Origin of the sequence: Sphingomonas jinjuensis (assembly GCF_014197105.1) — a bacterium.
Taxonomy (GTDB): Bacteria; Pseudomonadota; Alphaproteobacteria; order Sphingomonadales; family Sphingomonadaceae; genus Sphingomonas; species Sphingomonas jinjuensis.
This window is the reverse complement of record NZ_JACIEV010000006.1, coordinates 108,912-121,516: the sequence shown is the minus strand read 5'-3', so window position 1 is coordinate 121,516 and position 12,605 is coordinate 108,912. Positions and strand designations below refer to the sequence as shown.

10 protein-coding genes are annotated in these 12,605 nt (G+C 68.0%); 1 reads left to right on the top strand and 9 read right to left on the bottom strand.

Annotated features, from left to right (window positions below; all coding sequences use genetic code 11):
- Positions 1-41: 41 nt before the first annotated feature.
- The 4 genes from GGQ80_RS11445 to GGQ80_RS11430 all read right to left on the bottom strand — a co-directional run bounded on the left by GGQ80_RS11445 (position 42) and on the right by GGQ80_RS11430 (position 4,595).
- Positions 42-1,085: an AbrB family transcriptional regulator gene (locus GGQ80_RS11445; RefSeq protein ID WP_183984894.1), complete on the bottom strand. Its 1,044-nt coding sequence runs from the start codon at positions 1,083-1,085 to the stop codon at positions 42-44.
- On the bottom strand, positions 1,078-2,418 hold the full coding sequence (locus GGQ80_RS11440; RefSeq protein WP_183984892.1) for a CitMHS family transporter: 1,341 nt from the start codon (positions 2,416-2,418) through the stop codon (positions 1,078-1,080). Before GGQ80_RS11440 ends, GGQ80_RS11445 begins: the two co-directional genes overlap by 8 nt.
- A gap of 126 nt (positions 2,419-2,544) precedes the next feature.
- Complete coding sequence (locus GGQ80_RS11435) at positions 2,545-3,927, bottom strand: sensor histidine kinase (protein WP_183984890.1); 1,383 nt, start codon at positions 3,925-3,927, stop codon at positions 2,545-2,547.
- Positions 3,927-4,595, bottom strand: a complete 669-nt coding sequence (locus GGQ80_RS11430; RefSeq protein ID WP_183984888.1) for a response regulator transcription factor — start codon at positions 4,593-4,595, stop codon at positions 3,927-3,929. The genes GGQ80_RS11435 and GGQ80_RS11430 overlap by 1 nt, the downstream gene beginning before the upstream one ends.
- A 49-nt stretch (positions 4,596-4,644) precedes the next feature.
- Between GGQ80_RS11430 and GGQ80_RS11425 the strand changes: the two genes are divergently transcribed.
- On the top strand, positions 4,645-5,715 hold the full coding sequence (locus GGQ80_RS11425; RefSeq protein ID WP_183984886.1) for an ABC transporter substrate-binding protein: 1,071 nt from the start codon (positions 4,645-4,647) through the stop codon (positions 5,713-5,715).
- A gap of 30 nt (positions 5,716-5,745) precedes the next feature.
- Here the strand turns inward: GGQ80_RS11425 and GGQ80_RS11420 are convergent, their stop codons facing one another.
- The 5 genes from GGQ80_RS11420 to GGQ80_RS11400 all read right to left on the bottom strand — a co-directional run bounded on the left by GGQ80_RS11420 (position 5,746) and on the right by GGQ80_RS11400 (position 12,140).
- Positions 5,746-7,602, bottom strand: a complete 1,857-nt coding sequence (locus GGQ80_RS11420; RefSeq protein ID WP_183984884.1) for an ATP-dependent nuclease — start codon at positions 7,600-7,602, stop codon at positions 5,746-5,748.
- Between the two features lie 133 nt (positions 7,603-7,735).
- Positions 7,736-8,923, bottom strand: coding sequence for a CaiB/BaiF CoA transferase family protein (locus tag GGQ80_RS11415; RefSeq protein WP_183984882.1), 1,188 nt, complete (start codon positions 8,921-8,923; stop codon positions 7,736-7,738).
- Positions 8,923-9,705 carry an SDR family NAD(P)-dependent oxidoreductase gene (locus tag GGQ80_RS11410; RefSeq protein ID WP_183984880.1) on the bottom strand — a complete coding sequence of 261 codons (783 nt, stop codon included), beginning with the start codon at positions 9,703-9,705 and terminating at the stop codon, positions 8,923-8,925. Before GGQ80_RS11410 ends, GGQ80_RS11415 begins: the two co-directional genes overlap by 1 nt.
- 15 nt (positions 9,706-9,720) lie before the next feature.
- Positions 9,721-10,974: an acetyl-CoA C-acetyltransferase gene (locus GGQ80_RS11405; RefSeq protein WP_183984878.1), complete on the bottom strand. Its 1,254-nt coding sequence runs from the start codon at positions 10,972-10,974 to the stop codon at positions 9,721-9,723.
- A 23-nt stretch (positions 10,975-10,997) separates the two neighbouring features.
- On the bottom strand, positions 10,998-12,140 hold the full coding sequence (locus GGQ80_RS11400; RefSeq protein ID WP_183984876.1) for an acyl-CoA dehydrogenase family protein: 1,143 nt from the start codon (positions 12,138-12,140) through the stop codon (positions 10,998-11,000).
- Positions 12,141-12,605: the final 465 nt, after the last annotated feature.

Genomic DNA, 12,605 nt, shown 5'->3' with positions numbered 1-12,605 from the left:
CGACTGCACGCACAAACCACGGCTTTGCTGTCACCAACCTGTCACCGCGTCGCCGCCGCCGTACGCTGTCGTGCGCGCCGCGCCAGGAAGGTCGCGATGGCCGGGCCGATCAGCATCACCGCGGCAAAGCGCGCAGTCTGCGCCGCCATGATGAACGGCGCATCGACCGGCAGCGACGTCGCGATGATCGCGACGCTCTCCAGCCCGCCGGGGCTGGTCGCGAGCCAGGCGGTGAGCGGGTCGATCCCGAATACCGCGTGCAGGATCAAGGCGATACCGCCGCACAGCGCGACCAGCGCGATCGACGCCAGCGCGACTCGCGGCAGCATCCGCAACGCTGCGCCACGCGCGTCACGCGTGAAGCTGAGGCCGATCCGCCAGCCGATCAGCGCGAAGGCCGCTACCGTCGCGGGCATGGGCACTGCAAGCCTGCCCAGCCCCATCGCCTCCACCGCAAGACCGAGTCCCATCGTCACGATCAGGGTGCCGGCCGGCCAGCGAATCACCATTGCCAGTGCTGCGCCCGCGACGGCCACCGCCAGCGTCGGCAGCACTATCGCCGCCGGCACGACGCGTGCCGCCGACGTCGGATCGGCGCGGAGCAGCGCCGCCAGCGCCGTCGCCGACATCGTCACCACCAGCACGCGGGTATAGACCATCACCGCGACCAGCCGCGCGTCGGCGCCATCGGCCTCCGCCATCAATACCATCGCCGCGGCACCGCCCGGCATCGATCCCCACACCGCCACCGTCCCCGGCACGACGCGCATCCGGGCAAGCGTGTAGCCGATGCCGCCGCTCAGCAGGATCGTCGATGCCGCAATGCCCGCGAACAAGGGCCAGCGCGCGGCGACGCCCGGTCCGATGCCGTCCGCCATCGCCCCGGCGATGACGCAGCCGACCGCCGCCTGCCCCACCGTCACCGTCCAGTGCGGCATCGCCAGCCCCGGCCGGATCGCGGCCACGCCGATCGCCGCCAGCAATGGCCCCAGCAGCAGCGCCGCCGGCACCGCCAGCGCCTGCAGCACGGTCGTGACGAGCGCGGTGACCGCGATCAGCAGCGCCCAGCCGATGACCTTAGACAAGCCGCGCCACGAGCGGAAAGGCACCGGTCAGCACAGCAACGATCGCGAACACGACGCACGATCCAAGCGCCCATTTCAGCGTGAACCGCTGATGCTCGCCCAGTTCGATACCGACGAAGCCGACCAGCAGATAGGTCGACGCGACCAGTGGGCTGAGCAGATGCACTTGCTGTCCGACCAGCGCGGCGCGGCCGATCTCCGCCGGCGTCAGACCATAGGCGCGGCCCGTCTCGGCCAGGATCGGCAGCATGCCATAATAGAAGGCGTCGTTGCTGATGAAGAAGGTGAAGGGCGCGCTCAACGCCGCGGTGATCGGCGCGAGGTAGATCCCCATCGCCGGCGGGATCGCGCCGGTCACCGTCGCCGCCATCGCGTCGACCATCTTGGTGCCCGACAGGATACCGGTGAAGATACCCGCCGCGAACACCAGCCCCCCGACTGCCAGCGCATTGCCGGCATGCGCAGCCAACCGTTCGCGCTGTTCGGCCAAGGAAGGATAGTTCACACCCATTGCGATCGCGAAGGCGAGCATGAACAGGACCGGCAGCGGCATCAGCCCGGCGACGAGCGCCACGAGCAGCGCGGCGGTCAGCGCGGCGTTGAACCAGAACAACCGCGGGCGGCGTGCCTCGACATGGCTGTCGGGATCCTGCGCGATCACTTCGCCGGCAGCCGCATCCTCGTCGATCGCATCGGCAGGCAGCGCGGCGAGCCGCGCACGCTCCTTCAGGCCGAAGCGATAGGCGACGAAGATTACCCAGCCCGCGGTCGCCAGCATCGCCGGGATCAGCGGCACGAAGATCGTTCCCGCATCGAGCTTCAACACGCTGATGACACGCGCGGTCGGCCCGCCCCAGGGCAGGATGTTCATCACGCCCCCCGCCATGATGACGACGCAGGCGAGCATCCGCACGTCCATCTTCATGTGCCGATACAGTGGCAGCATCGCCGCGGTGGTGATCATGTAGGTGGTGGCGCCGTCGCCATCGAGCGACACGATCAGCGCGAGCAGCGCCGAGCCGACCAGGATGCGCACCGGATCGCCATGGACGGCGCGGACGATCGCCTTGATCAGCGGATCGAAGACGCCGACGTCGATCATGATGCCGAAGAACAGGATCGCGAAGACCAGCATCACCCCGGTCGGCGCCAGCGCGGCGACCCCGGCGAGCATCATCGCGCCAAGCCCCTGCTCCGCCGGCCCCAGCAGCGCCGCGGCGATCAACGCGAAGATCGTCGGCACGATGATCAGCGCGAGCAGCGCCGACAATCGCTCGGTCATGATGAGGACCATGAAGGTCGTCACCATCAGAAAGGCGAGGAGCGACAGCATGCGGCGACGTGATCCTTCAGCACGACCGCGCCGGCCCTGATCCGCCGTCCGCGATCTTCCTCCCCCTGGTCGTCCATCGCCACATGGGACGATGCCGCCATTCCGGGACGCTAACGCGCGAAGCTGTCACCAAGCTTTCGCGGGCGGCGTGGTGAAACGGACTACCGCGCGCAGGCCACGACCGCTCGATCCGTCCTCCAGCGTCAGCGTCGCGCCGATCGCGCCGGCCAGCGCATGCGCGATCGACAGGCCAAGGCCGCTGCCCGCGCCGCCGCGCGTGCGGATCGGCGTGAAGCGCTCCACCGCGCGGCCGCGGTCGCCCGCCGCGATGCCCGGCCCTTCGTCCTCGACGGCCACCGCCGGCCCTTCCTCCAGCAGCACGCGCACCGTGCCCGGCCCGCCGTGGCGGATCGCGTTGTCGACCAGGTTGGACAACAGCTCGATCGCGAGCGCCGGGGCGGTCAGTGCCTCGCGCGGGGCCCCGCCCACCGTCAGCGTCACGCCGGCGGCCGCCGCGGCGTCCTCCTGCTCGCCGACCACCGCGGCAACGATCGCGGCAAGGTCGACGCGCTCGATCGCGGTCTCGCCCGCTATCGCATTGTCGGCACGGGCGAGCGCCAGCAGCTGCGCGATCAGCCGCGCCAGCCGGACCGACCCCGCGTCGATATCCTCGATCGACTGGCGCGCCTCCGCACTGCCCGGCGGCAGCGTCCGCAGCGCGGCGACATGCGTGCGCAGGATCGTCAGCGGCGTGCGCATCTGGTGCGACGCATCGCCGGTGAAGCGCCGCATCGCGCCGATCGCCTCGCCCAGCCTCGCGAGCAGCGCGTTGAACGCGGTGACCAGATCGCGCAGCTCGCCGGGCACCCGGGCCAAGGGCAACGGTGTCAGGTCCGATGCCGCACGCCGGTCGAGCTCGCTGCGCAGCCGCACGACCGGCCGCAGCCCCCAGCGCACCGACAGCGGCAGCAATAGTACCGCCAGCACGATCAGCGCCGCCTCCAGCGCGACCAGCGCCAACAGCAGCCGGCGCACGTCGGCGGCGCGCGCGTCGAGCGTCTCGGCGACCTGCACCACCAGCGGCCGCGCGATCCCCGGCAACCGCCGCGTGCGCACGACCAGGCGGACGTCGCGCCCCAGATAGCGGCCATCGGCGAAGCGCGGCGCGTCTGCGTCGGCGGCGGGCGCAAGCGGCGGCAGGTCGGGATAGCCGGTCAACACCCGGCCGTCCTGGCGGACGCCGTAGTAGACGTTGTCGCGCGCCGTATTCTCGAGCATCCCGAAGATCGTCGGCGGCAGATCCAGGGCGACGGCGCCATCCTCCACCGTCAGCGAGTCGGCGATGCCGCGTGCCGCCGCATCGAGGATGCGATCATTGACCGCATCGACCGTCGCGCGAATGGCCAGCGTGCCGCCGACGCCCAGCGCCAGCGCGACCGCGATCATCGGCAGCGCGACGCCCGCCAGCACCCGCGCGGTGAGCGTGTCGAGGATCGCGCGCGCCGGCATCAGCTCGCGTCGAGGAGATAGCCCATCCCGCGCATCGTCCGTATCGCGGGGCCGTCGGGCTCCAGCTTGCGGCGCAGGCGGGCGACATAGACCTCGACCGCATTGGGCGCGACCGGCTCGTCATAGCCGAAGATCTCCGACGCCAGCCGCTCCTTGGACACGATCTTGCCCGGCCGCGCCGCCAGCCGCTCCAGCACCGCCCATTCGCGCCGCCTGAGCGCCAGGTCGCGCCCCGCCAGCGTGGCCACCCCGCGTGCCGGATCGAGGACCAGCGCGCCGATCGTCGTCGTCGCCGTCGCCTCGCCGGTCGACCGGCGCAGCAACGCGCGCACCCGCGCCTCCAGTTCGTCGGGATCGAACGGCTTCAGCACATAATCGTCGGCGCCGTTGTCGAGCCCCGCTATCCGATCGCCGACGGCATCGCGCGCGGTCAGCACCAGCACCGGCGTGCGATTGCCCGCACGGCGGATGCGGCGCAGCACCTCGATCCCGTCGAGGTCGGGCAGCCCCAGGTCAAGCAGGATGAGCGCATAGGGCTCGTCAGCCGCCGCCGCGAGCGCCCCCTCGCCGTCCGTCACGACGTCGAGCGCATGACCTTTGCCGCGCAGCATGGCGGCCATGCCGCGAGCGAGCGCGGCGTCGTCCTCGACGAGCAGGATGCGAGCCATCGGCGCACCTTGGCATTGACTTAAGGTAACGCCAACGGATCATTGCACCATGCGCCGCCTGTTCGCCCTCGTCATGCCGTTCCTGCTGGCGGCCTGCGGTGCGGTTGGCGGCGATGGACCGGCGGGCGTCGCGGCGCGGGCGGAGCGCGAAGGACAGCTCGTCATCTGGTCGTCGACCGACCGGCCCGTCGTCGGCGAGTTGCTCGCCGACTTCCGCGCCCGCCATCCCGCCATTCGCCTCCGCTACGTCGAAATGCCGGCGCTGCCGATCCACCGCCTCGTCCAGGATCGCGCCCGGTCGGGCGGGACGATGCCCGACATCGTCTGGACCTCGGCGATGGACCTTCAGATCAAGCTGGTGAACGACGGCCACGCGCTCCGCTACGCCTCGCCGCAGGGCAGTGCCCTGCCGAGCTGGGCGAACTGGAAGAGCGAGGCGTGGGGCGTCACCGCCGAGCCGATCGTCATGGTCTACAATCGCCGGCTGCTGCCCGCCGACGCGCGCTTCGGCAGCCATGCTGAGCTGCTGCGCGTGCTGGAAGCGCGGCTGCCGCTGCTTCGCGATCGGGTCGCGACCTACGACATCGCCAATTCGGCGGTCGGCTATCTCTATCTGTCGCAGGACGTCGCCGCGAGCCGCCTCGCCTGGCCGATCGTCCGTGCGCTGGGCGTCAACGGCGTCCGCAAGTTTCCGACCAGCGAGCAGGTGATCGCCGACGTCTCCGCCGGCCGCTCGGTGATCGGCTACAACGTCCTCGGCTCCTATGCGGTCGCCGAGCGTCGCCGCAACCCGGACGTGGCCGTCGTCCTGCCCGCCGACTACACGCTGCTCGCCTCGCGCATCGCGGTCATCCCCCGCACCGCGCCGCATCCCGATGCCGCGCGGCTGTTCCTCGATTTCCTCCTGTCGCGCGAAGGCCAGGCGCACCTCGCCGCCCGCGGCATGCCCTCGGTCCGCCCCGACATGCCGCCCGTCGATGCCTTGACGATCCCCGCCACCTCCCAACGCGCCATCCGCGTCGGCCCAGCCCTGCTCGTTCTGCAAGACCGCCTGACCCGCGAGCAGTTCCTGCGCGAATGGGCGCGATCGACCGGTGAGGGGCGAGCGCGCTTGCCGTGATCACACCGGCTCGCCACGACGCGCGTAAGCTCAGTTGGAACCTTCTGCTTCTGCAGCTGGCTCCGTCGAGGCTTGCTGGGCGCGGGCGGCAGGTGGGAACAGGTGGCTCACCAAACTCGTGATGGTCGGGCGGAACGCCTCCAGCTCTGCCTCCGCTGCCTCATCACGCAGGTTGGCAATCATTCGCGATGCCGCACGCTTACCGCGGTCGTTGAATGTTCGCTGCAGCCTACGGGCATCTTCCGGGATCAGCGCAGCGAAAGGATTAGGCGCGCCGGCCGCCATCCTTTCGATCAGGCGCTGCGTGAGAGGCTGGCCGAGGTTGCCACGATCCTCGAGCCATTCACGCTGCCCGGCGCGATCCCACACCACGTCGGTATACATTGCCTCCAGATCGACCGGGATATTGAACCCCATCCGGGCCAGATGACGCAACCTCACCGGCATGTCGAGTTGGAACACGCGCAAGCCAAGGTGTCCAAGGTCCAGCCGGGTCATCTCATCCCCCAGCGATCGACGCGCGGCGATGCCGCTGGCATCGGCGTCGAACAGCGCCGCCGCTCTCACCCGGTCCGCCGTCGGGCGATGACGCAGTGTCAGCATCCAGGCCAGCGCCCGACTGCCCAGCGCCGACGCTCCGCCATACGCACCATCGCCTGCGCAGATATTCACGCGTTCGAGCTGCACGTCCGCAAACACCTCCCATGCGCGCGTCAAGACCACCCGGTCGCTCTCGCCTTCGATAAAGATCGTCGGTCGCCGTTGGGCGGCAATGTCGCGAACGGCGGCGAGCTGCGCCTCCATGTCGTCAAAGCGTTTCTTCGCCTCCGCGACATAGGGCGCCACGATCGGCATCAGCCCCATGCTTTCGTCCACGTCGTCGTGTGCGCGTGTCTGAATGACGGTTTCGTGCCCGTCCTTGGAAACGAAATGCGAGGTGATCCATCCCGCCGCCTCGGGCCGTTGGCGGTCGAGCCGATAGAAGATAGGCGAATGCGTCGTCACGAACAGCTGGAACCGGTCGCTATCGGCAATGAGATCGACGAAGCCGTTCCCCATCTTGAACGCTGCCGACATCTCGACGTTGTTTTCAGGCTCCTCGAAACCCCACAGATGCGTGTAGCGGACGCCGCCCTGAGACATCAACGTATCACGCTTCTCGGCGATGAATCGCAGCATCATTGGAATGTGTCGAATCTTGATGCCGTCGCCGCGACGCGGCAGCGGCACCTCTCCAGAGTTAATTTCGAGATTCTCGAATATCTCGCGCAGGTTTTCGGGCAGCCGCATCGTCGCCTCCGCCCCAAACGTACCCTGCAGCGTGTCCAGCAACTCCTGCAATTGCTCGCCAAGCTGCGCCTGGAAAGCGCCGGCAGAATCCTTCAGCGGCTGCTCCGCCACCGAAGACAGCACGTCATAGAGCCGCCCCTGTAGATCGGCGAAGAACGCCTTGTCCTTGATAGCCGGGATATAGGTGAACTGAACGCGATCGAGCAAAGCTGGAATTCTGCTGCGCGGAGGGAATTCAGCCCCGCCCACGAAGCGCCTCTGCTCCAAGTCGCGAACTTCGCCGCCACGCCGCCAGACTTTCCGCCACTCGACCTGCGTCGGCAAATCGTCGCGATGATAGCCCTCGGGCAGATCGAAGATGATCGTTACTTCGATCTGGGGCGCCTTGCGCTGTCGGACAGCCGCGAACTGATTATAGTCGCGTGCGAACTCGAACGGTTCGTCAGCTGTCGTGCGCCCGTTGAAAAACAGGTTGAGCGCTCGTAGCACGTTCGACTTTCCCGCATCGTTCGCGCCAACGAGCGTGGTGATCCAATTGGCGTCGACATCCGCGCTGGCGATCGAGCGAAAGTTTCTGATCGATATACGACTTATCATGCATGCTCCCCCACTACGTCTTGGGGCCAAGACGTGGTCGAGCGCAACACGACGTCTGATGAAGAGTGGAAAACATAATCGAAAACGGTTGTTTATGTCCGGTCCTACGTCGGAGCGTAGGTAGTGCCCCTCATTAGCGGCTATCCTCTCCTATTAGTCCGATAGTTCTTCCAACGCCAACCACCTCCGCATCGCGCAACGCGTCGATCCGCGCCGTCGAATAGCCCAGCTCGGCCAGCACCGCCGCGGTATCGCTGTCGGCGGTCGGCATCGCCGGTTGCCGCGTCGGGGTCGCGGAATAGCGCGGCGCCGGTGCGGGCTGCACCACCCCGCCCGCCTCGACGAAGGTATCGCGCGCGACATTGTGCGGATGCTCCGGCGCCTCGTCGAGCGACAGCACGGGCGCGAAGCACACGTCGCTTCCCTCCATGATCGCGCACCATTCGTCGCGCGTCTTGCCGGCGAACACCCCCGCCAGCACCGCACGCTGCTCGGGCCAGCGCCGCGCGTCCATCTGCACGGCGAACTCGGAGCCGAGCCCCGCCTTCTCCTTCAGCAGCGCATAGAAATGCGGCTCGATCGCCCCGATCGCGACATAGCCGCCGTCCGCGGTCTGATAGGTGTCGTAGAACGGCGCACCGCCATCGAGCAGGTTGACGCCGCGCCGGTCCGCCCAAAAACCCTGCGCGCGGAACGAATAGATCATGCCCATCAACAACGCCGAGCCGTCGGTCATCGCGCAGTCGACCACCTGACCAGTTCCGGTCGCCTTCGCGGACAGGATCGCTGCCAGCATCCCGAATGCCAGCATCATCGCGCCGCCGCCGAAATCGCCGATCAAATTGAGCGGCGGCACCGGCTTGTCGTCGGCGCGACCGCAGGCGTGGAGCGCGCCCGACAGCGCGATATAGTTGATGTCATGCCCCGCCACCGCCGCATAGGGGCCCGTCTGGCCCCACCCGGTCATCCGCCCATAGACCAGCCGCGGATTGGCGCCGATCAGCTCGTCCGGCCCCAGCCCCAGCCGCTCCATGACGCCGGGCCTGAACCCCTCGACCAGCCCGTCGGCAGTCGCGACCAGGTCGCGCACCACCGCGGCGCCTTCCGCCGATTTGAGGTCGATCGCCACCCGCCGCCGGTTGCGCGCCAGGATATCCTTGCGCGGGTCGAGCGGCAGGTCGCCGCCGGCCCCGCCCGGCCGCTCGACGCGGATCACCTCAGCGCCATGATCGGCCAGCATCATGCACGCGAACGGCCCCGGGCCGATCCCCGCGATCTCGACAATGCGGATCCCGGCGAGCGGCCCGGCGGCAGCCTCCATCAGCGCGGCGCCATGCGGATCGCGCCGTCCAGGCGCACGTCCTCGCCGTTGAAATAGCCGCATTCGATCATCGTCAGCGCCAGCTGCGCATATTCCGCGGGGTCGCCCATCCGCTTGGGGAAGGGCACCGATGCGTTGAGCGCCTCGACCGCCTTTTCGGGCAGCCCCATCAGCAGCGGCGTTCGGAAGATGCCGGGCAGGATCGTGTTGACGCGAATTCCCTCGCTCATCAGGTCGCGCGCGATCGGCAGCGTCAGGCTGACGACGCCGCCCTTCGACGCGGAATAGGCCGCCTGCCCCATCTGCCCGTCCTCGGCCGCGACGCTCGCGGTGTTGACGATCGCCCCACGCTCGCCATCGGTCTGCGGCTCCAGCGTCAGCATCCCAGCCGCCGACTTGGCGATGCAGCGAAAGGTGCCGACCAGGTTGATCTGGATGACCTGATTGAAGGCGTCGATCGGGAAATGCTTGATCGACCCGTCCTCCTTGCTGCGCGACGCGGTCTTGATCGCGTTGCCGATACCGGCGCAATTCACCAGGATACGCTCCTGGCCATGGGCCTCGCGCGCCTTCGCGAAGCCCGCGTCGACGCTCTCGTCGCTGGTCACGTCGACCTTGGCGAAGATGCCGCCGACCTCAGCCGCGACCGCCTCGCCCTTTTCCGCGTTCAGGTCGAAGATCGCGACCTTCACGCCCTTCGCCGCCAGCGCGCGTACCGTCGCCTCGCCCAGGCCGGAGGCGCCGCCGGTCACCACCGCGGCTACCATATTGTCGAGCTTCATCGCATTATCCTTCCGTCACATCCGTTCGATGATGATCGCCGGCGCCATCCCGCCGGCCGCGCACATGGTGACCAGGCCGTAGCGCCCGCCGGTCCGCTCCAGCTCGTCCAGCACCGTACCGATCAGGATCGATCCCGTGGCGCCGATCGGATGGCCGAGCGCGATCGATCCGCCGTTGACGTTCACCTTGGCGCGATCGAGGTCGAGGTCGCGGACGAACTTCTCGGCCACCACCGCGAACGCCTCGTTGATCTCCCACAGGTCGATGTCGTCCTTGGTCAGCCTCGCCTTCGCCAGCGCCTTCTTCGCTGCCGGGACCGGCGCGTTGAGCATCAGCGTCGGGTCGTCGCCGACATTGGCGGTCGCGACGATCCGCGCGCGCGGCGTCATGCCGTGCGCCGCCGCATAGCCCTCGCTCGCGATCAGCACCGCCGCCGCGCCGTCGACCACGCCGCTGCTCGATCCGGCATGATGGAGCGGCACGATGTCGACATCGGGATACCGTCGCGCAATCAGGCCGCGGAACGTCGTCCCCTTCTCGTCGATCGGCCAGTCCGCCAGCGCGGTGAAGGCGGGCTTCAGCCCCGCCAGGCTCTCGCGCGTCGTCTCGGGCCGCGGATATTCGTCGCGCGCCAGCGCCACCGAGCCGTCGGCGTTGGTCACAGGTACCACCGACCGATCGAACCGCCCCTCGTCGATCGCTCGCCTGGCGCGCCGCTGGCTCTCATGGCCGAACGCGTCGAGATCCTCGCGGCCGATGCCCTCGATCGCCGCGATCGCGTCGGCGCAGACGCCCTGGTGCGATTGCGGATGCGCGGCATCGAGCACCTCGTTATGCGATCCCATGAGCATCGGCGGCAGACCCAGTTGCTGGTCCTGCGCCATCTGCTCAGCCGTATAGCTCATCATCCCGGTGCCGCCGGCGATGACGAGGTCCTCCATCCCGCTCATCACCTGCGCCGCCGCCAGGCTGACCGCGGTGATCCCGCCGCCGCAGAAACGGTCGAGCGTCACCCCCGAGGCGCTGGTGTCGTACCCCGCCGACAGCGCAGCCATCCGCCCCAGGTCGCCGCCCTGCTTGCCGCGCTGCATCGACGTCGACCAGATGATGTCGTCGACGTCGGCGGTGTCGAGCCGGTTACGTTCGGCGATGGCGCGCAGCACCGTCGCCGCCAGCTCCTGCGGATGAAGATGCGCCAGCGCGCCCTTCCCCGCCTTGCCGATGCCGCGCGGCGTCCGCACCGCATCGATGATATACGCGTCGCCCATCGGCCGCTCTCCATCGGCTGCGGTCAGATCGACCGCCCGATCACTTCCTTCATGATCTCGTTGGTGCCGCCGAAGATGCGCGTCACCCGGCTGTCGCGCCACAGCCGCGCGATCGTGTATTCGTTCATATAGCCGGCGCCGCCGTGCAGCTGCAGCGCCTCGTCGCACACCCGGTTCTGCAATTCGGTATGCCACAGCTTCGCCGCCGACGCCTCCGCCGTGGTCAGCTCGCCGCGGACATGCCGCGCCAGCGCCCAGTCGATGTGCGCCCAGCCGACCTGAAGCTCGGTCGCGATCGTCGCCAGCGTGAAGCGGGTGTTCTGGAAATCGAACACCTTGCCGCCGAACGCCTCGCGCTCCTTGGTAAACTTGACCGCCTCGTCATAGGCGCGCTGCGCCGTGCCCTGGCCGCAGATCGCGATCGACAGCCGCTCCTGCGGCAGCTGGTTCATCAGGTACGCGAAGCCGCGCCCCTCCTCACCCAGGCAGTTGGTGACGGGCACGCGCACGTCCTCGAAGAACAGCTCCGACGTATCCGCCGAATGCTGGCCGATCTTGTCGAGATTGCGCCCGCGCTTGAATCCGTCGCGATCCGCCTCGACCAGGATCAGCGACACGCCCCGCGCGCGCTCCTTGGGATCGGTCTTGGCGACGACGATCACCAGATCGGCGTTCTGGCCGTTGGTGATGTACGTCTTGCTGCCGTTGACGACATAATGGTTACCGTCGCGCAGTGCAGTGGTGCGGATCGCCTGAAGGTCGCTGCCCGTCCCCGGCTCGGTCATCGCGATCGCGGTGATCGCCTCGCCCGACACCATCTTGGGGATCCACTCGCGCTTCTGCTCCTCTGAGCCATAAGCCAGGATGTAATCGGCGGTGATATCCGATTGCAGCGTGATCCCTGCCGAGCAGCCCGCATAGGACAGCTCCTCGTCGATCACCGCGTTATAGCGGAAGTCGAGGCCGAGGCCGCCATATTCCTCGGGCATCGTCGGGCACAGCAGCCCTGCCTCGCCGCACTCGCGCCAGAACTGCCGATCGACCACACCCTCGCGTTCCCATCGCTCGATGTTCGGCTCCAGCTTGGCGGCGAAAAACTTGCGCACCTGCTCGCGGAACATCTGAAGCTCGTCGTCGAACACGCTGCGTCCGGCAGACTCGATCATGGCGCCTCTCCTTTCCCCTGACGTCAACGTCAGTGGGTTTGGGGCATCCTACAGATGGAGTCGCCTAGCGCAATCGGGATGAGCCGTCGCCATCGACGCGAACCAGCCGGTGCAGCGGTCTGCCCGCCTACGATCGCTGCCATCACGAGCGGCCAAAATTCTGGAGAACCGGCGAACCGCTCAGCGTTGGGAGTCGCAATGAAGACGGCCAGGACCGCGATACAGACTAGTGCCGTGATGCTCTGCACCAAGAGTAACCGTGAAAAACGGCTATCCGTTTGGGCGGGACGGAAGAGGTCCTTCCGCGACTGAGATATTCTCAGGTGATCAATCAGATATTTGCCAGGAGCGAAGGCGACGGCAGCCAACCCGATGTATAACAAAAACTCTTATGGGCACGGCGTCCGACACCAGCGAACGCTAGTTGGGGCCGTTTGGCTAGGCAATCTCGAAAGCGGCCGCGCG